The following is an 18,401-nucleotide window of genomic DNA, read 5'->3' as shown; positions in this document are numbered from 1 at the left end:
ACGGCGGGCATCACTTTTTTATCGGGAAACTACCATGACGCTGACGGGCCACATGCTGATCGGGCAGCACATTGTCGCGGGTAATCGCGAAGCCATTCGGGGCATCAACCCGGCCACGGATACCGCGCTGGAACCGGCGTATGCCGGCGGTTCAGCGGAACATGTCGAGCAGGCTTGCGCGCTGGCCTGGGCGGCGTTCGACGCTTATCGCGAGACAACCCTGAATGTCCGCGCTGAATTTCTGGAAAGCATCGCCGAAGAAATCGAAGCCCTCGGCGATGAATTGATCGAGCGCGCCATGGCTGAAACAGGCCTGCCGCGCCCTCGCCTGCTGGGTGAACGCGGGCGCACTTGCCAACAATTGCGAATGTTCGCGCGCACCGTGCGCGCGGGCGAATGGCTGGATGTGCGCGTCGATAACGCGCAGCCGGATCGTCAACCGATGCCGCGTTCGGATCTGCGTCAACGGCAGATTGCGCTGGGGCCGGTGGCGGTTTTCGGCGCGAGTAATTTTCCCTTGGCGTTTTCGGTGGCGGGCGGCGATACGGCATCGGCGCTGGCGGCCGGCTGCCCGGTGATCGTCAAGGCGCACAGTGCGCATCCCGGCACCAGCGAACTGGTTGGCCGCGCGGTGGCGCGGGCGGTGAAGACCTGTGGTTTGCCGGACGGTGTGTTTTCGCTGTTGTACGGTTCTGGGCGCGAAGTGGGCATTGCGCTGGTCAGCGATCCACGCATCAAAGCTGTGGGTTTTACCGGTTCGCGCAGCGGTGGACTGGCGTTGATTCAAGCGGCACAGGCGCGGCCCGAGCCGATTCCGGTGTATGCGGAAATGAGTTCGATCAACCCGGTGCTGCTGTTTCCGGCGGCATTACAGACGCGCACTCAGGCATTGGCCGATGGGTTTGTGGCTTCGCTGACATTGGGCGCCGGGCAGTTTTGTACCAACCCGGGATTGGTGATTGCGCTGAAAAGTGCAGCGCTGGAAAGTTTTATCGCCGCTACGGCCGAACGGATTAAAAGCAGTCCGGCGCAGACAATGCTCACCCCGGGGATCTTCAACGCCTATGAATCGGCGGTGAATGCACTGGCGGATAACACTCGGGCGAGTGTGGCTGGCATCGGCCAGATCGGCAGCGGCCCGAATCAGGGTCAGGCGCAGGTGTTTGTCAGCGACGCCGCCGATTTCCTCGCTGATCACAATCTGCAGGGAGAAGCCTTTGGCGCCGCATCGTTGATCGTGCAATGCGCGAGTGTGGATGAAATGCGGGAAGTCACCGAGCGTCTGGAAGGTCAGTTGACCGCGACGCTGCACCTGGATGATGAAGACCTTGATCACGCCCGCGCGCTGCTGCCGACACTGGAGCGCAAGGCCGGACGCTTGCTGGTGAATGGCTGGCCGACCGGCGTCGAAGTCTGCGATGCGATGGTGCATGGCGGGCCGTTCCCGGCGACGTCGGACTCGCGCACAACGTCGGTGGGCACGGCGGCGATCCTGCGTTTTCTGCGCCCGGTCTGTTATCAGGATTTCCCCGACAGCTTGTTGCCGACAGCACTGAAACAGGCCAATCCGCTGCACTTGCGTCGCCTGCTCGACGGGCACAGGGAAACTTATGGTCAATAATGTCTCCCACGACATCGCCGTAGTCGGCGCCGGCATCATCGGCGTCGCCTGCGCCTTGCGCTTTGCGCGCCAGGGTTTGCGCGTGGTCGTCATCGATCAACAGCTACCGGGTCACGGCGCTTCTTTCGGCAACGCCGGGCATCTGGCGACCGAACAGGTGTTCCCGATTGCCGATGCGTCGATCCTCAAACGCCTGCCGGCCATGCTGCTCGACCCGATGGGGCCGTTGCGGCTGGACTGGAAATACCTGCCCCGCGCCTTGCCGTGGTTCACGCGGCTGCTCTTGAACCTGCGGGCGGAACCGTTTCAGAAAACCGTGGCCGGATTACGCGCGCTGAATGAAAGCAGTCTGGATGCCTGGCAGCGCTTGCTCGCCGATATCCAGCGGCCGGACTTGCTGAAAGTCGACGGCTCGTTGCTGGTGTTCGAACGCCCGGAATCACGTCAGGCCATCGGCGCGTTGCAAGCTCGATTGCGACAGCAGGAAGTGCCTGTCGATTATTGGCAGGCCAAGGCAATTCAGGACACGGCGCCGCAACTCAGCGAGCAGATTCAGGGCGGTTTGTTCTTTCCGCGCACCGGGCATTTCATTGACCCGTACCGGGTGGTGTGCGAATTGGTTGAAGCGGCAAAAGCCTGCGGCGTGAGTTTTTTGCAACAGCAGGTGCAGGGCGGCCATGTTCAGGAAAACGGCGTTTCGCTGATTACCGGTAATGGTGGCTTGACCGCAAGCCGCGTGCTGATCGCCTGCGGCGCGCACTCGGCGAAACTGACCGCTGCGCTGACCGGCAAAAAAGTACCGCTGGACACCGAGCGCGGTTATCACTTGATGCTGCCGCACGAACAGGGGCGACTGCCCTTCCCGGTCACCTCGCTGGAACGCAAGTTCATCATGACGCCGATGACCGAAGGGTTGCGGCTGGCGGGTACGGTTGAATTTGCGGGACTGGAGAAACCACCGAGCATGGCGCGCGCGTGGCAGTTGCATCGGTTGAGTCAGGGCTTGTTTCGCACGGATCTGAGTGCTGAAGCGGCGACACCGTGGATGGGCTTTCGGCCGTCATTGCCGGATTCGCTGCCGGTGATTGATCAGGTTTGCGGGGGCAAGGTGTTGCTTGCGTTTGGTCATCAGCATTTGGGGCTGACGCAGGCGGCGGTGACGGCGGAGATGGTTGTCGGGATGGCGTTGAGTAAGATGCCGAGAAACGAGCCATACAGGCTTGACCGTTTCTAAAAACGCCCTGTAGGAGCTGCGGCACGCTGCGATCCTTTGATCTTGATTTTTTAAGATCAAAAGATCGCAGCGTGCCGCAGCTCCTACAGGGCTTTGTATTTAGGCGTCGTAGAAAGGGGCGACCGATACCCGGCTTCCGACAAAGAAACTGTCCGCCACCAACCGCAACGGCTGCAAATCCAGATCACTGCCCTTCTCGGCAATCAACTGCTGAAAATGCCGATACACCGCCGCGTACTCGCCCTCTTCCGATACGGCCTGACGCACGCCATCAATACTCAACAGCGCCCCACCGTTATCCAGTCGTAGCACGCCTTCCTTGCAACGAACCTCAATACTCCACAACTCATCGTGCCCATGATCAAAATCAAACTCCGCTCGCACATCGAGCTGCTGCGCATTCGACATTTTGATCGAAGCGGCAATCGGCGATTGGCAGTTTTCCGGCACGCGCAGTTCTGCGGATTCGACAAACAGCGGCAGCGCCAAAAGGTGAGTGACAATCGACAAGGCATTGATGCCCGGGTCGAATACGCCGAGGCCGCCGGGTTGCCAGATCCACGTCTGGCCGGGGTGCCACTTGCGCACGTCTTCTTTCCAGTCGATCTGCACGCCTTGCAAAGTGCAGGTGGCAAGCCAGTCACGGGCGATTTCGATGCCCGGCGCATAGCGTGAATGCCAGGCAAACAAGGCACTGACGCCCTGCTCTTTTGCCTGATCGACCAAGGCCATGGCCTCGCCCAACGTTGCGCACGGCGGCTTTTCCACCAGCACATGTTTGCCCGCCGCCAGCGCTTGCTGCACCAGGGCGAAGCGACCTTGCGGCGGTGTGCAGAAGGCAATTGCATCGACCGGCGGGCCGTTTTCGAGCAACTCGCTCAGCGACTGAAAATTCTCTACGCCGGCGCAAGGTTTGCCTTGGGTGGCGACGGACACCAACTGGAATGCGCGGTTGGCGTTGATCGCCGGGACGTGTTGATCCTGAGCAATCTTGCCGTAGCCCACCAGACCGAGACGGATTGGTTGCATCAATGACTCCTGCTTGAGTTTTTTGTTTTATGCAGCGAACCGGCAGATTACCCGCAAACGCCGCGAGCGTCTGTCACCGCAAAGTCACAACGGCGCACAGGATCAGGCAAGGATCGCACAGGAATGCACTACTTCCCGGCCCAGCGAAAAGCGAAGAATGTCACCACGACAAACCGATTGAGGATGTTCCCATGCTTGTACAAGCCTACGGCGCCCACGCTGGCGACAAACCCCTTGAGCCAATGCAGATCAACCGCCGCGCCCGGCGGCCCATGACGTGCAGATCGATATCGCCTTCTGCGGCATCTGCCATTCAGACCTGCACCAGGTGCGTGCGGAATGGGCCGGCACGCAATTCCCTTGTGTGCCGGGGCATGAAATTGTCGGTCGGGTGTCGGCGGTGGGCGCGCATGTCAGCGATTACAAGGTGGGCGATCTGGTCGGCGTCGGTTGCATCGTCGACAGCTGCAAACACTGCGACGACTGTGAGTCCGGGCTGGAAAACTACTGCGACGGCATGATCGGCACCTACAACTTCCCGACCCCGGACGCACCGGGCTGGACGATGGGCGGTTACGCGCAAAACATCGTCGTGCATGAACGCTACGTGTTGCGCATCCGCCATCCCGAAGCGCAATTGGCCGCCGTCGCGCCGCTGCTGTGTGCGGGCATCACCACTTATTCACCGCTGCGCCACTGGAACGCCGGGCCGGGCAAGAAGGTCGGCGTGGTTGGCATCGGTGGTTTGGGCCACATGGGCATCAAACTGGCGCATGCCTTGGGCGCGCACGTTGTGGCGTTCACCACTTCGGAATCCAAGCGCGAAGCGGCGTTGGCGCTGGGTGCCGATGAAGTGGTGGTTTCTCGCAATCCTGAGGAAATGGCTGCGCACGCGAAGAGTTTCGATTTGATCCTCAACACTGTCGCGGCGCCGCATGATCTCGATGCGTTTCTGGTGCTGCTCAAACGTGACGCTGCCTTGACCCTCGTCGGCGCGCCGGCCACGTCGCACCCAGCGCCGAACGTGTTCAATCTGATCATGAAACGCCGCACGATTGCGGGTTCGATGATTGGCGGTATTGCTGAAACTCAGGAGATGCTGGATTTCTGTGCCGAGCACGGCATCGTTTCGGATATCGAATTGATTCACGCGGATCAGATCAATGCCTCGTATGAGCGGATGCTCAAGGGTGATGTGAAGTATCGGTTTGTGATCGATAACGCGACGTTGGCCGGCTAAACATCAAATCGGTGGCAGCGCTGTCGTAGCGGCGCTGCCATCGTAATCTCATCGAATCTGCCATTCCCGCATTGCCTTCTGTCGTCATCAGCACTGATCGGTCACAAAAAAGTAGCGGCGGTTTGGCGCCTTCTGCACAATCCGCGAACGCTGCACAAAACCTATAAAAAAGTGATCGCCTGATGAAACTGCAACCGCTGCCACCGCTCAACAGTCTGGTGGCATTCGAGGCCGCCGCCCGGCATTTGAGCTTTACCTTGGCCGCCCGTGAACTCAACGTCACGCAAGGCGCAATCAGCCGACAGATTCGTGTGCTCGAGGATTATCTGGGCACACCGCTGTTCGCGCGTACCACGCGTGAAATCAACCTGACCGTCACTGGCAAAAAATACTGTGAAAGCGTGCGCGAGAATCTGCAACAGCTCGCCCACGCGACGGCCGGTGTCCGCCATTGGCGTGGCGCGCAGCAGGTGACGGTGGTGACCAGCACCGCGATGGCGTCGCTATGGCTATTGCCGCTGGTCTCGGAATTTCAGCGACAGAACGAAGAAATTGACCTGCGCATTATCGCTACGGATCAGATCAGCGATTTCTCGCGCCTTGATTGTGATCTGGCGCTGTATTACTGCAGCACACCACCGAAGAATATGCTGCTTACGCCGCTGTTCAGTGAGGAAATTTTCCCGGTGTGCAGCCCTGCATATCTCGCTCAGCACCCAGAAATCAGTGATCCACAGCACTTGGGTGAATGCACCTGGCTGTGGCTGGAGGATCCGCAAAGTGACTGGATCGGCTGGAAGGACTGGTTTGATCATTTGGGCTACCCGGTGCCGACACCGCGACGGCGGATCAACATCAATAGCTATTCAATGCTGATTCAATCGGCGCTCGCCGGACAAGGCATTGCGTTGGCTTGGTCGAACCTGATGGGAGACCATCTGCACAACGGCAATCTGGTTAAACCGATTGATGTGTATCTTCGCACCGATGCGCAGTTCTGCATGCTCGAGCCCATGGGCCGAGCAGCGAACAGACAAAGCGTCAATCGCTTCCGGCAGTGGTTGATGAGCCATCTTGGGCAAACGATCGCAGCTTGAAAAAAAGGCACCGGCGATATAAACGCCGGTGCCTTTTTACTTCTGAAAAACTGTCAATTCACGCCAGTTCGCGGGGCGCCATTACCGCTGCGAAAGCGCCGTTCTCCGCTTGCGTTGTCGAATCGTTGGCGGTGGCGCGCATCACCATCAGACCCTCGACCGAACTCATGGTATCGGCCCGCAGGCTGCGGATCAGACTGTAGACAGTGACCAAGAGAAACACGGCGATGGGCAGGCCGATAATGATGCTTGCCATCTGAATTGCCACCAGCCCTCCAGCGAGCAATAACCCGCCGGCAATCGCCCCCTCCAGCACACACCACAACACCCGAATCCAGTTGGGCGGGTTGATACTGCCGACCGAGTTGAGCATGCACAGCACTTGCGTTCCGGCATCGGCCGCCGTGACGAAATGCACGGCCAGCAACAAACAAACGATCACACAAAGGATAGCGCCAGTGACCGGGCCGTCCAGCCGCTCCAGCAACGTGAACATCGCGGCGGTGGTTTCTTTTTGGGTAGCTTGCAGTACCGGGCCGCCGGTAAATGGCTGCGCTTCAACCTGCTCGGCCACCGGCAATTGTGCATGGGCATGACGGGCCTGCTGCTCGTCTTTTAATGCCGCCCCGCCGAATACCGACATCCACAAAATGGTCACCAGCGTCGGCACCACTAACGCCCCGAGAATAAGTTCGCGAATGGTTCGTCCCTTGGAAATCCGCGCGATGAACAAGCCTACGAACGGCCCCCACGTCATCCACCAGGGCCAGTAAAAGGCTGTCCAACTGTTCTGCCACGGCGTGTCGGCCTGGGTGTCGGTCCAGAAACTCAGACCGACAATGTGCTGGACGTAATCGCCCATCGATTCAAAGAAAAAATTGAGGATATAGCGCGTCGGGCCCAGGCACAGCACCACCAACATCAGCCCGAATGACAGCCACATGTTCAAGGTCGACAGGCGTTTCATGCCTTTGGACAAACCCGCCACCAGCGACACCGCTGCGATGAAGCTGACAAATGCAATGATCGACAGTTGAAAACCGATGCTCACCGGTATCTGAAATACCTGATGCAGACCGGTATTGATTTGCACCACGCCAAGGCCCAGGGATTGAGAGACACCAAACGCGGTGATTGCCACGCCGAGGATATCCACCACGTGACCGATCGGCCCATAGATACGTTTGCCAATCAGCGGATAGAGGATCGAGCGCAGCGCCAGTGGCAAGCCTTTGCAATAAGCAAAATAAGCCAGGCTGACGCCAATCATGGTGAAGATCGCCCACGGGTGCAGGCCCCAGTGAAACAGCGTCAGGCGCATCGCAACCGTTGCCGCTTCATCACTCAGACCCGGCGCGAAAGGGTTATTGGCGTAATGCAGAACGGGTTCGGCAACCGACCAGAAGATCAAGCCAATGCCCATGCCGGCACTGAAGAGCATCGCAATCCATGCGCTGAAACTGAACTCCGGAACGTCATGCTCTCGACCCAGTTTGAGTGCGCCGTAACGGCTGCACGCAATCATCAGCAACACGCCAAGCAGGCCGCTGACCAGGGCCAGATAAAACCATTTGAAGTTGTGGAGGATGGCATCGGACGCGGTCTTGAACACCGCCGTTGCCTGATCGCCTTTCAACGCGCAGAGCAGAACGAAGGCAACGACCATGGCAACCGACACGACAGTCACGGTTGGATTGAGCCCTTTGAAGAGGCCACTTTTGGCACGCATCAGCTATCTCCCTTGTTTTTGTAGTAGGCGCTGTACGGGATTTTTTGTAGGCAACGTCTGTCACCCATTGCGCGACCAACAATGAGCGACCCATCGGCACGCAACAAACCATTTAATCTCATCGATTGATGAGATTTCGGCATGAATCATCGCGCCGCTCATAAATGACTTTTTCTCATCAATCCGCGTTGAAAAATGGTTTGTTCGCGCCCTGCCCCGACCTCAAGAATCACTCCAGCCACAGGCCGAACAGGCCGACCTACCGTGCGATCTGGAGAAAACAATAATGGGCATCGCCAACCTCATTCCCGTACACAGCCTGGAAAACGTCCTCGCCCCTATCGAGCACGCTCACGGCCTGACCAACGATTTTTATACCGAGCAACACTACTTCGAACTCGACCGTGATCAGGTGATGGGCAAGAACTGGGCGTGCATCGGTTTCGCCACCGACTTGCCAACCAATGCCTACGTCAAACCCGTGGACTTTATGGGACTGCCGCTGTTGATGATGCGCAACCGTGAAGGTCAGGTGCAGGTCTTCCACAACGTGTGCAGCCACCGGGGCGTGAAGCTGGTGCAGGAAGCCGGCACCGTCCAGGGCATGATCCGCTGCCCTTACCACTCCTGGACTTATGACCTCAATGGTGCCTTGCGCGGCACCCCGCACGTGGGTGGTATCAACCAGCACAAAGACGAACGTTTCGCCTGTGAAAAACATGGTTTGAAAGCGCTGCGCAGCGCGATCTGGATGGACATGGTCTTCATCAATCTGTCTGGCGATGCCCCTGCACTGGAAGACGCCCTCGCCCCGTTGACCGAACGCTGGAAGCAGTTCCTTGGCGACGACGGCATGAGCCTGATGCGTCGCGAAGGCAACAGCGGTGCCATGGCGATCGAAGTCAACTGCAACTGGAAACTGGCGGTCGAGAACTATTGCGAGGCCTATCACTTGCCGTGGGTGCACCCGAGCCTGAACACCTACTCACGGCTGGAAGACCACTACAACATTCTCTTTGATCAATTCGCCGGTCAGGGCAGCTACGCCTACAACCTGTCGGACGTCGCCGGTACGCACCTGCCGACCTTCCCGTCGTGGCCAGCGGATCGCCTGCGCAACGCCGAATACGTGGCGTTCTTCCCTAACGTGCTGCTCGGCATCCAGGCCGACCACGCGTTTGCGATGATGCTGGAGCCGATCGCTCCGGGTAAAACCGTTGAGCATCTGCGCTTGTTCTATGTCGGTGACGAGGCGCTCGACCCGCATTACGAAGCCGCTCGCAATGCAGTCATGGCGTCGTGGCGTGTGGTGTTCGCCGAGGACATCGCTTCAGTTGAAGGCATGCAAAAAGGTCGCAGCTCGCCGGGTTACAACGGCGGTGCGTTCTCTCCGGAAATGGATTTGCCAACCCATTACTTCCACAAGTGGGCCGCGCGTTCGCTGCTCGACAGCGTCAAGCCAGCCTCTGCGGGAGAATGAACATGACCACCACACATTGGCTCAACTTCATCGACGGGCAGTGGGTCGACAGCGACCAACACTTGACCATTCTCAACCCGGCAGACAATCAGCCGGTCGCGACCATGGCCCAAGCCAGTGTCGACGATGCCGAGCGCGCCTTGCAGGCCGCGCGCCGTTGCGCTGACGGCGGAGACCTGATGCGCGTGCGTCCGGCGCAGCGGGTCACCTGGTTGTTGGAGATTGCCCGACAGATTCGTCTGGTCGCCGAAGAAGGCGCGCAGATTCTCTGTGCCGAAAACGGCAAAACCCTGAACGACGCCCGCGACGAGTTCACCGAAGCAGCGCGGTACTTCGAGTACTACGCCGGGATGGCCGACAAAATCGAAGGTATTTCCGTGCCGCTGGGCAACGGCTATATGGATTTCACCGTTTACGAACCCATGGGCGTGTCCCTGCAGATTGTGCCGTGGAATTTCCCGGTATCCATCTGTGCCCGCTCCCTGGCACCGGCACTCGCCGCAGGCAATGCCGTGGTGGTGAAGTCGCCGGAGCTTTCGCCGTTGGGTCTGTGTGTGTTGATGCAGGCCATCGAGCGCGCGGGCCTGCCGCAGGGCGCGGTCAATCTGATCTGCGGGCGTGGCCGCGAAGTCGGCGCTTATCTGGCCGGGCACAAACAGGTTGACCAGATCGTCTTCACCGGTTCGGTGCCGACCGGCCAGAGCATCCTGCGCGCCGCCGCTGAAAACGCGGTGCCGAGCGTGATGGAGTTGGGCGGTAAATCCGCGGCACTGGTGTTCGCCGATGTTGATCGTGAGCAACTGCTGAGCAGTGTGCGCAACGGCATTTTCTTTAATGCCGGGCAGGTCTGCTCGGCCATGTCGCGGTTGCTGGTAGAGCGCTCGATTTACGCTGAAGTGGTCGAACAGGTTGCCCAAATGGCGCGCAACTTGCGCGTTGGCCCCGGCGCGGAAAACGCCGAGCTGACGCCAGTGATTTCCTCGGGCCAGTTACGCGGCATCGAAGCGATGTGCCAACGGGCGCAAGCGCAAGGCGCGCGAGTGGTCGCCGGTGGCGAAGCGCTTAGCGGAACCACCGGCAACTACATGCAGCCGACGGTGTTCTGCGACGTCACTCCCGACATGGAAATTGCCTCAAGCGAAGTGTTCGGCCCGGTGCTGGCAATCATGCCGTTCGACACTGAAGCACAAGCGATTGCCTTGGCCAACGGTACCGATTTCGGTCTGGTGGCCGGTGTCTTCACCCAAGATCTGAACCGCGCCTTGCGCTGCGGGCGGCGTTTGCGCGCAGGCCAAGTGTTCATCAACGAGTGGTATGCCGGCGGCATCGAGACACCGTTTGGGGGCGTCGGTCTGTCCGGCTACGGTCGCGAGAAAGGTCAGGAAGCGCTCTACAGCTATGTGCGTACCAAGAACCTGGCCTTGCGTATCCAGGGCGAGTGAGGACTGAACCATGAAAAAGTGGTTGTGCATTATTTGTGGCTGGATCTACGACGAAGCCCTCGGCTGGCCCGAGGACGGCATTGTCGCCGGAACCCGTTGGGAGGACATTCCCGATGACTGGTTGTGCCCGGAATGCAAGGTTGGCAAAAGCGATTTCGAGATGATCGAAATCAGCGAAGCCCCCGCGCCGATCGCCGTCATCGGCGTCAAGGCTGTTATCGCACCCGTTACCGCCGCGAAACCTATGGCCGTGGTGGCCGGGACGGTGGTCATCATCGGTAGCGGTCATGCCGGCTACGGCCTGGCAGCGGCGCTGCGCAAGCAAGATCCGAATATAGAGATTCGCGTGCTGACGCGTGAATGCGGGCACGTGTATTCCAAACCTGCCCTGTCGATTGCCTTGGCTCAGGGACGCAGTGCGACCGCGCTGGCCAGTGAAAGTCCGTTGGCGATCGAGCAGCGTTTGGGCATTCGCGTTTACCCGCACTGCCATGTCGAGCGAATTGACGCGGCGTCCGGGCGTTTGCACACCAATCTGGGGGAAATGAGTTACGGGCAACTGGTACTGGCCAGCGGCGCGGCGCCGATCCGCGTGCCGGTCGAAGGGTGCTCGGAGGCCATGGTCAGCGTCAATAATCTCGCCGACTATCAGGCCTTCCGCTCTCACCTCGAGGGCGTGCGGCGCATCGCGATCCTTGGCGACGGGCTGATTGGCTGTGAGTTCGCCAATGACCTGGCCAGCAGCGGCTACGAGGTTCGCGTGATTGGCCTCGGCGCGTGGCCGATGGAACGTCTATTGCCGCAAGCGGCGGGTCAGCATCTGCAAAACGCCCTTGGCGACCTGGGTGTGCAATGGAACCTGCAGACCACCCTGCAGCGCATCGAACGCGGCGAACACGGCTTCGACTTGACCCTGGCCAACGGCGAAACGCATCAGGCTGATCTGGTTCTATCGGCGATCGGGCTGCGACCCAACCATGATCTGGCCACCGCCAGCGGCATCGCGTGCGGACGCGGGATCAAGGTCGACGACTGTTTGCAGACATCGACGCCGGGCATTTATGCCTTGGGCGACTGCATCGAAATCAACGGACAACTGATGCCGTATCTGGCGCCGATCAATCAGGGCATTGATGCCTTGGCCCGCACACTGCTCGGGCAGCCAACCGCCGTGCGTTACCCGCTGATGCCGGTGACGGTGAAAACCCCCGCCGCGCCACTCTGCCTGCTGCCGGCACCGCCCGACTGCGCGGGGCAATGGCGAATCGAACCGACCGCCGACGGTTTGAGTGCGGCGTTCCACGATGACAGCGGTGCCTTGCGCGCCTTCGCCTTGCTCGGTCGTCAGGCACAACAACAGCGCAGCGCCTGGCTGCAAACCTGCCAACTCGCCCAATCCAACGTGGCCTGAGAACAACACTATGAACAACCGCGCAATTCACTTGCCACACGATGACCAGGACTGCGGCTGGTACGCCGCCCTGCCCGCGCCAGTTGCACCGCGTCGGCTGACAGGTCGGCAACAGGTTGACTACGCCGTGATCGGCGCCGGTTTTGCCGGGCTGGCCGCCGCCCGCCAGCTGGCCGAACATGCCCCAGACGCACGAATCGTGCTGGTCGATGCCCAGCGTGTCGGTTACGGCGCGTCGGGACGCAACTCCGGTTTCGTCATCGACTTGCCGCACAAGATGGCCCTGGAACATCCGGATCCGGCCCACAAACAGCGCCTGCTCGGGTTGAACCGCAGCGCCATCGCGCAGTTGCAACGCTTGATCGGCGAACACCGGATCGATTGCCAATGGTCACACGCCGGTAAATATCAGGGCGCAGTCGGTGCACGGGGTTTGGCGTATCTGGAGCACTTCGAACACTTGATGCGTGAACTCGGTGAGCCGTTTCACAGCGTCGAGGGCGATGAACTGGCCAACGTTCTCGGCACCCGCCACTACCGTCGCGCGGTGTACACACCGGGCAGCTATCTGATGCAGCCGGCCGCGTTGGTGAGGGGGTTGGCCGACTCGCTGCCGGGCAACGTCGAGTTGCTCGAAGAGTCGCCGATTCAGGGTTTGCAACGTGATGCTCAGGGACAATGGCTGCTGCAAGGTCGCGACGGGCAAATCCGCACGCCGCGCCTGTTGCTGGGAACGAGTATTTTCACCCAGGAGTTCGGCTACCTGCGCAGTCGTCTGCTGCCAGTGATGACTTTTGCCAGTTGGACGCGCCCGCTGACTCAGGCAGAAATGGACGCCATCGGCATGCAGGCTGATTGGGGGCTGACTCCGGCCGACCATGCCGGCACCACCGTGCGCATGACCCAGGATCGACGCCTGATGATCCGCAACACGTACAAGCATGTGCCGCGTTACGGCAAAAGCGTCAGCGACAGCACTCGGCAGGAAATTCGTGCTGGCCATCGCAAGGCGTTGATCTCGCGATATCCGCAATTGGCTAACGTTGAATTCACGCACACTTGGGGTGGCGTCTACGCCATTTCGCGCAACTTCACCAACTTCTTCGGTGAGCTGGAAGACGGTGTCTACGCGACCGCTTGCGACAATGGTGTCGGTGCAGCATGGGGCACGATTTCCGGCACGTTGCTGGCGGATCTGGCCGTGGGTGCCGACTCACAATCGCTGAGCGATATTCGCAACGTCACCGGCATGCCGTCACGCAATCCACCCGAACCGTTGCTCGGTCTGGGCGTGCGTACCCGCATCCGCCTGGCCGCATGGAACAGCCGGAGCGAACTGTGAAAACCTTGACTGGCAAAGGCCCGGTACGCCGCATCGACCATCGCGATCTCGACTTTGTCCATCGCGGCGGCCCGCTCGGCGCAGCGATGGTTGCGCGGGCGCTGAGCAACGAGGTCTCGCCGAACCTGGGCGTCGGCTTCGCTCGTTGGGAAGGCGCCGAAGTCAGCTGGACTTTGCTGTATGACGAAGTCATCTTCGTCATCGAAGGCTGCTTTGAGCTCACGGCCAACGGCGAGCATCACCGGGTCGAACCCGGGCAGATGCTGTGGATTCCTGAAGGCACTGAGCTCATTTACGGCGGTCATGCCTTGTTTGGCTACGTGGTCTATCCGGGTGACTGGAAGCAACGACACGGTTTGAACTGAAGGTGTAGCGCCCTTCTTCGAACCGCTAACTCAGAGAGCGTTGATGTCAGTCAGAAGTGAACGTGGCGCCACAGCCTGTGGCTTGTTGGCGATTATCTTGTGGAGCACCGCCGCCGCATTGATCCGCAGCGTTAGTGAGATGTTCGGCCCCTTGGCGGGTTCGGCACTGATCTACTCGCTAGGGGCCGCCATGCTCATGGCCCTGTTGGGGCGACCGCGTTTGCGGGCTACATCGTGGCGTTATCTGATCGGCGGCAGCGCGTTGTTTGTGGCGTACGAAGTGTGCCTGTCGCTGGCGCTGGGGTTCGCCAACAGTCGTTATCAAGCGATTGAGCTGGGAGTGGTCAATTACTTGTGGCCGTGCCTGACCGTGTTGCTGGCGATTGTCATGAACGGGCAAAAGGCGCGCTGGATGATTGTCCCAGGCACGGCGCTGGCATTGTTCGGCATAGTCTGGGTGGTCAGCGGCGATGGCTTGTCGGTGGACTCCATTGTCGCCAACGTTCAGTCCAATCCGCTCAGTTACAGTCTGGCACTGGCCTGTGCGATCACGTTCGCGTTGTACTGCAACATCACCCGGCGTTATGCCGGAGGACAGAATCTTGTGGTGCTGTTTTTCGTGCTGACGGCCATTGTCCTGTGGGGCAAATACGCAGTGAGCGGCGAGATAATGCCGGCCTTCTCCCTTCGCAACAGTCTGGAGCTGATCGCCGCCAGCACGGCCATGGCCGGTGGCTATGCGTTGTGGAACATGGGTATTTTGCGCGGCAACCTCACCTTGCTCGCCACCGCCTCATATTGTGCGCCGGTGTTGTCATCTGCGTTTGGCGCGGTGTGGTTAGGTGCGGCGCTGAATGTGCAGTTTTGGCAGGGTGCGGTGCTGGTGACGGTGGGGTCATTGCTGTGCTGGTGGGCTACCCGTCAGCAGGTGAATGCCTGACAGGAGCACAGAGCATTGGGTTAAACCTTCTCCCCACTGTTTATTTTATTGGGTGGCTCACGCTGTGATTCACCTGCAATGCCGCCGCATGATGCATCGCCAGATGCCCGGTCTTGGCACTTTTCACTTCGTATTGCGGCTCGTCCTTTGATGCCGGTCGATGCCGTCCCATGAACTCGATATCCCGCGTATGCACTTTGACCACCGTGCCGCGAATCTCGCCGGCCTCGCTGTTCCAGCGCACCGCGTCGCCGACCTTGAATGACGTGCTCATGGCATTTCCCTCACTGCGCTGGCGGATGCTCACTCGATACCGAGTTGGCGGCGTCCACATCCGTCATGTCCTCGTCGAGCGGTGACTCGTCATCGGCAGGCAACGGAACCTCCGGTTGATCGCGTTTCGGGTCGTGTCCCGTTTCATTGTCCGTTGTGCGCGTCACGTCTTGCTGCGACTTGTTGCCCGGTGCATTTTCATCGATGTCCATGACTGGCTCTCCGCTCGGCCGCACGGAAAATCCGCGCTTAAAGGTGAGAGACAACGGCACCGCGCAAGTGCCGGGTACTGGACGAACGGTGCACGTGCTCACCATCAAGCCAAATTAGCTGGCCAACAGTGCTTTGGTCATTGCCATCGAGGTGTTCAGCGACTGCCCCGTACGCTGCAGTTTGTTCAGCAAACTGGCGCCCAGCCACAGCTGATAAAGGGTTTCCGCCAGATGCCGGGCATCACCGGTCGGCAGGGTCTTTTCGGCCTGGCCTTGCTCGATGCACACCGTGATGCGCGAGACCACTTGCTCGGCGCCGTCGCGCAGGGTCAGGCGCATCGATTCGGACAGGTCGGCAACTTCGGCGCTGAGTTTTACCACCAGGCACTCATCGCCATGGCCTTCGAGGGTGCAGCGGTCTTGCCAGCCTTGCCAGTAATCCATCAGCCGTTCATAGGCGGTCAGCCCCGGCAGGGTCAGGCGCCGCTCCATGTCGGCCAGATAACCGACGAAGTAATCCTCGAGCAAGGCCTGGCCGTAAAGCTCTTTGGATTTGAAGTAGTGATAGAACGAGCCCTTGGGCACGCCAGCGGTTTGCAGGATTTCGTTGAGGCCGACACTGGTGAAGCCCTTCTCGGCCATCATCCGGTGGCCGGTGTCGAGCAAGTGCTGGCGGGTGTCGTCGTAGGTCGGTTTCATGGGGCGCAAATTACCAGGCAATAGACCAGTCGTTTATTTCAGAGGATGGCGAGTTTGCCATACCTGTCGAGTAAAAACCTGCTGAGAAAAAAATTACTAGACGACCGGTCTAATTGGAAACTATGCTGCGCCCCGTCAACCGCATTTGCGGGTATCAGCGTGACGCGAATCCTTTGCGCCACGACGTCACCGATCAAACCAGGGTGCTCTATGAAAATTCTGATGGTTTTGACTTCCCACGATCAGCTCGGCAACACCGGCCGTAAAACCGGCTTCTGGCTCGAAGAATTTGCCGCGCCCTACTACGCCTTCAAGGATGCCGGCGCGCAGATCACTTTGGTGTCGCCGGCCGGTGGCCAGCCGCCGCTCGATCCGAAAAGCGATGAGCCCGGCGCGCAGACTGCCGAGACCGATCGCTTTCGCAACGACCCGGCAGCGCAGCAGGCACTGGCCAGCACCGGGCGTCTGGCCGAGGGCAGCGCAGAGGATTTCGATGCTGTGTTTTATCCCGGCGGCCATGGCCCGCTGTGGGATCTGGCCGAAAACTCGCACTCGATCGCGTTGATCGAAGCCTTTGCCCGCAGCAACAAGCCCCACGGCTTTGTCTGCCATGCGCCGGGCGTGTTGCGTCACGTCGTCGATGCGGCAGGCAAACCGCTGATTCAGGATCGCCAGGTGACCGGTTTCACCAATTCGGAAGAAGCCGCCGTCGGCCTGACCGACGTGGTGCCGTTCCTGATCGAAGACGAGTTTCAGCGTCTCGGCGGGCGTTACTCCAAAGTCGCTGACTGGCAGGTGCATGTGGTCGCGGATGGCCAATTGGTCACCGGCCAGAATCCTGCCAGCTCTGCCGCTGTCGCCGAGAAACTGTTGAAAATGCTCCGCTGATTCAACGCTCAACCTCATCACCGTGCTACGCGGTTTTATTTTTATCCTCGAAATAGTCGACTGGTCTAATAAGGCCAGTCGAACAAGGTACCTCCATGCACAACAGCCCTTATTTCCAACCCGCGACGCTCGGCCTGCACACCCTGAAAAACCGTATCGTCCTGCCGCCCCTCACCCGCCAGCGCAGCACGCAACCGGGCAATATTGCCAATGAGTTGATGGCCGAGTATTACCAGCAACGGGCCGGCGCCGGTCTGCTGGTGACCGAAGGCACGCAGATCGAACCACGCGGTCAGGGTTACGCCTGGACACCCGGCATTCATACCCCGGAGCAAATCGCTGGATGGCGCAAAGTCACGGAAGCGGTGCACGCCGTTGACGGTGTGATTTTCGCGCAACTGTGGCATGTCGGCCGCGTCTCCCACACTGCACTGCAACCGAATGGCGCAGCGCCGGTATCGGCCTCGGCAGTCGCCACCGAGCGAGTCAGCGTGTTCATCGAAACCGCACCGGGCGTGGGTGAACTGGTCGCCCCGTCGGCCCCGCGTGCATTGAGCACCGATGAAGTTCAGGAACTGATTCAGCTGTACATTCAAGCCGCGCGCAATGCGATGGACGCCGGTTTTGACGGCATCGAACTGCATTGCGCCAACGGTTATCTGGTCAACCAGTTCATCTCCGCGCACAGCAATCTTCGCGACGATCAGTACGGCGGTTCGCTGCACAATCGCCTGCGTTTTTTGCGTGAAGTGGTGGCGGGTGTCGCCGAGTGCATCGGCAAGGAAAAAGTCGGTGTGCGTTTCGCGCCGTTGTTCACCACCACCGATGAAGCGCGGACTTACCTGGGCATGGTCGAGGAAGATCCACACACCACTTACATCGAAGCGATCAAAGTTTTGCAAGACGTCGGCATCGCCTACCTGTCCATCGCCGAAGCCGATTGGGACGATGCCCCGGCAATGCCGTTGTCATTTCGTCAGGCCGTGCGCGAGACCTTCAGCGGCGCAATCATTTATGCCGGACGCTATAACGCTGAATCCGGTGCCCGCTTGCTCGAATCCGGACTGGCTGATTTTGTCGCCTTCGGACGCCCGTTTATGGCCAACCCGGATCTGCCCGCGCGTATCGCCAATGACTGGCCCCTCAATGCGCTGAACCCGGCCACCGTGTATGGCGGCAACGACGAAGGGTATACCGATTACCCCGTGCACGGCTGACGGCGGCCAGCATCAAACAACGCACAGGGGATTGCCCTTCTTTCCCGGTGCAACTTAACCTCTGTGCGGCAGGTCAATCGTGTCAATGAGTGATGCGCCTGCGTGAGCAATGGCAGTCAGACCCCAAAACCAATAACGCACGAAGGGTGACATCCTGGAACATCTTACTCGCGAGGAGCTTG

The 18,401-nt window shown here is 59.8% G+C and carries 16 protein-coding genes and 2 pseudogenes; 13 read left to right on the top strand and 5 right to left on the bottom strand.

The window, feature by feature from the left end; translation table 11 throughout:
* Window positions 1-34 precede the first annotated feature (34 nt).
* Window positions 35-1,621 (top strand): aldehyde dehydrogenase (NADP(+)), encoded by a 1,587-nt coding sequence (locus ACP3TY_RS09990; RefSeq protein WP_426619858.1) that lies wholly within the window; start codon window positions 35-37, stop codon window positions 1,619-1,621.
* Window positions 1,611-2,855 carry an NAD(P)/FAD-dependent oxidoreductase gene (locus ACP3TY_RS09985; RefSeq protein ID WP_426619857.1) on the top strand — a complete coding sequence of 415 codons (1,245 nt, stop codon included), beginning with the start codon at window positions 1,611-1,613 and terminating at the stop codon, window positions 2,853-2,855. Before ACP3TY_RS09990 ends, ACP3TY_RS09985 begins: the two co-directional genes overlap by 11 nt.
* 99 nt (window positions 2,856-2,954) lie before the next feature.
* On the opposite strand, the gene ACP3TY_RS09980 is transcribed toward ACP3TY_RS09985, so the two are convergent.
* Window positions 2,955-3,884, bottom strand: a complete 930-nt coding sequence (locus ACP3TY_RS09980) for a Gfo/Idh/MocA family protein (RefSeq protein WP_426619856.1) — start codon at window positions 3,882-3,884, stop codon at window positions 2,955-2,957.
* A 191-nt stretch (window positions 3,885-4,075) separates the two neighbouring features.
* Here ACP3TY_RS09980 and ACP3TY_RS09975 point away from each other — a divergent pair.
* Together ACP3TY_RS09975 and ACP3TY_RS09970 are read left to right on the top strand one after the other, a co-directional pair.
* Window positions 4,076-5,124 (top strand): annotated as a pseudogene (locus tag ACP3TY_RS09975) (NAD(P)-dependent alcohol dehydrogenase).
* Between the two features lie 182 nt (window positions 5,125-5,306).
* Complete coding sequence (locus ACP3TY_RS09970) at window positions 5,307-6,221, top strand: LysR substrate-binding domain-containing protein (RefSeq protein ID WP_426619855.1); 915 nt, start codon at window positions 5,307-5,309, stop codon at window positions 6,219-6,221.
* A gap of 58 nt (window positions 6,222-6,279) precedes the next feature.
* Here ACP3TY_RS09970 and ACP3TY_RS09965 read toward each other — a convergent pair whose 3' ends face one another.
* A complete protein-coding gene (locus ACP3TY_RS09965; protein WP_426619854.1) occupies window positions 6,280-7,950 on the bottom strand; it encodes a BCCT family transporter in 1,671 nt (556 codons plus the stop codon).
* A 286-nt stretch (window positions 7,951-8,236) separates the two neighbouring features.
* Between ACP3TY_RS09965 and ACP3TY_RS09960 the strand changes: the two genes are divergently transcribed.
* The 7 genes and pseudogenes from ACP3TY_RS09960 to yddG all read left to right on the top strand — a co-directional run bounded on the left by ACP3TY_RS09960 (window position 8,237) and on the right by yddG (window position 14,930).
* Complete coding sequence (locus ACP3TY_RS09960) at window positions 8,237-9,430, top strand: aromatic ring-hydroxylating oxygenase subunit alpha (RefSeq protein WP_212545847.1); 1,194 nt, start codon at window positions 8,237-8,239, stop codon at window positions 9,428-9,430.
* Window positions 9,431-9,432: 2 nt separating this feature from the next.
* Window positions 9,433-10,872: an aldehyde dehydrogenase family protein gene (locus tag ACP3TY_RS09955; RefSeq protein WP_426619853.1), complete on the top strand. Its 1,440-nt coding sequence runs from the start codon at window positions 9,433-9,435 to the stop codon at window positions 10,870-10,872.
* A 10-nt stretch (window positions 10,873-10,882) separates the two neighbouring features.
* A pseudogene (locus tag ACP3TY_RS09950) lies at window positions 10,883-11,044 on the top strand (rubredoxin); the annotation flags it as partial.
* Window positions 11,033-12,283: an FAD-dependent oxidoreductase gene (locus ACP3TY_RS09945; protein WP_426620452.1), complete on the top strand. Its 1,251-nt coding sequence runs from the start codon at window positions 11,033-11,035 to the stop codon at window positions 12,281-12,283. The pseudogene ACP3TY_RS09950 and the gene ACP3TY_RS09945, both read left to right, overlap by 12 nt.
* A gap of 10 nt (window positions 12,284-12,293) precedes the next feature.
* Window positions 12,294-13,625 (top strand): NAD(P)/FAD-dependent oxidoreductase, encoded by a 1,332-nt coding sequence (locus ACP3TY_RS09940; RefSeq protein WP_426619852.1) that lies wholly within the window; start codon window positions 12,294-12,296, stop codon window positions 13,623-13,625.
* Window positions 13,622-13,990 carry an ethanolamine utilization protein EutQ gene (locus ACP3TY_RS09935; RefSeq protein WP_426619851.1) on the top strand — a complete coding sequence of 123 codons (369 nt, stop codon included), beginning with the start codon at window positions 13,622-13,624 and terminating at the stop codon, window positions 13,988-13,990. Before ACP3TY_RS09940 ends, ACP3TY_RS09935 begins: the two co-directional genes overlap by 4 nt.
* Window positions 13,991-14,033: 43 nt before the next feature.
* A complete protein-coding gene (yddG, locus tag ACP3TY_RS09930; protein ID WP_426619850.1) occupies window positions 14,034-14,930 on the top strand; it encodes an aromatic amino acid DMT transporter YddG in 897 nt (298 codons plus the stop codon).
* Window positions 14,931-14,970: 40 nt separating this feature from the next.
* On the opposite strand, the gene ACP3TY_RS09925 is transcribed toward yddG, so the two are convergent.
* The 3 genes from ACP3TY_RS09925 to ACP3TY_RS09915 all read right to left on the bottom strand — a co-directional run bounded on the left by ACP3TY_RS09925 (window position 14,971) and on the right by ACP3TY_RS09915 (window position 16,114).
* Window positions 14,971-15,204 carry a DUF2945 domain-containing protein gene (locus ACP3TY_RS09925; RefSeq protein ID WP_426619849.1) on the bottom strand — a complete coding sequence of 78 codons (234 nt, stop codon included), beginning with the start codon at window positions 15,202-15,204 and terminating at the stop codon, window positions 14,971-14,973.
* A gap of 10 nt (window positions 15,205-15,214) precedes the next feature.
* On the bottom strand, window positions 15,215-15,415 hold the full coding sequence (locus ACP3TY_RS09920) for a hypothetical protein (protein ID WP_053119506.1): 201 nt from the start codon (window positions 15,413-15,415) through the stop codon (window positions 15,215-15,217).
* A 114-nt stretch (window positions 15,416-15,529) separates the two neighbouring features.
* Window positions 15,530-16,114 (bottom strand): TetR/AcrR family transcriptional regulator, encoded by a 585-nt coding sequence (locus tag ACP3TY_RS09915; RefSeq protein ID WP_426619848.1) that lies wholly within the window; start codon window positions 16,112-16,114, stop codon window positions 15,530-15,532.
* 210 nt (window positions 16,115-16,324) lie between these two features.
* Between ACP3TY_RS09915 and ACP3TY_RS09910 the strand changes: the two genes are divergently transcribed.
* Both ACP3TY_RS09910 and ACP3TY_RS09905 read left to right on the top strand, forming a co-directional pair.
* Entirely contained in the window at window positions 16,325-17,002 is a 678-nt protein-coding gene (locus ACP3TY_RS09910) for a type 1 glutamine amidotransferase domain-containing protein (protein WP_426619847.1), read from the top strand.
* Between the two features lie 95 nt (window positions 17,003-17,097).
* On the top strand, window positions 17,098-18,219 hold the full coding sequence (locus ACP3TY_RS09905) for an alkene reductase (protein WP_426619846.1): 1,122 nt from the start codon (window positions 17,098-17,100) through the stop codon (window positions 18,217-18,219).
* The last annotated feature ends 182 nt before the right edge of the window (window positions 18,220-18,401 follow it).

This window comes from Pseudomonas rustica, from assembly GCF_049959085.1.
GTDB lineage: Bacteria > Pseudomonadota > Gammaproteobacteria > Pseudomonadales > Pseudomonadaceae > Aquipseudomonas > Aquipseudomonas rustica.
This window is presented reverse-complemented; position numbering and strand designations above follow the sequence as displayed.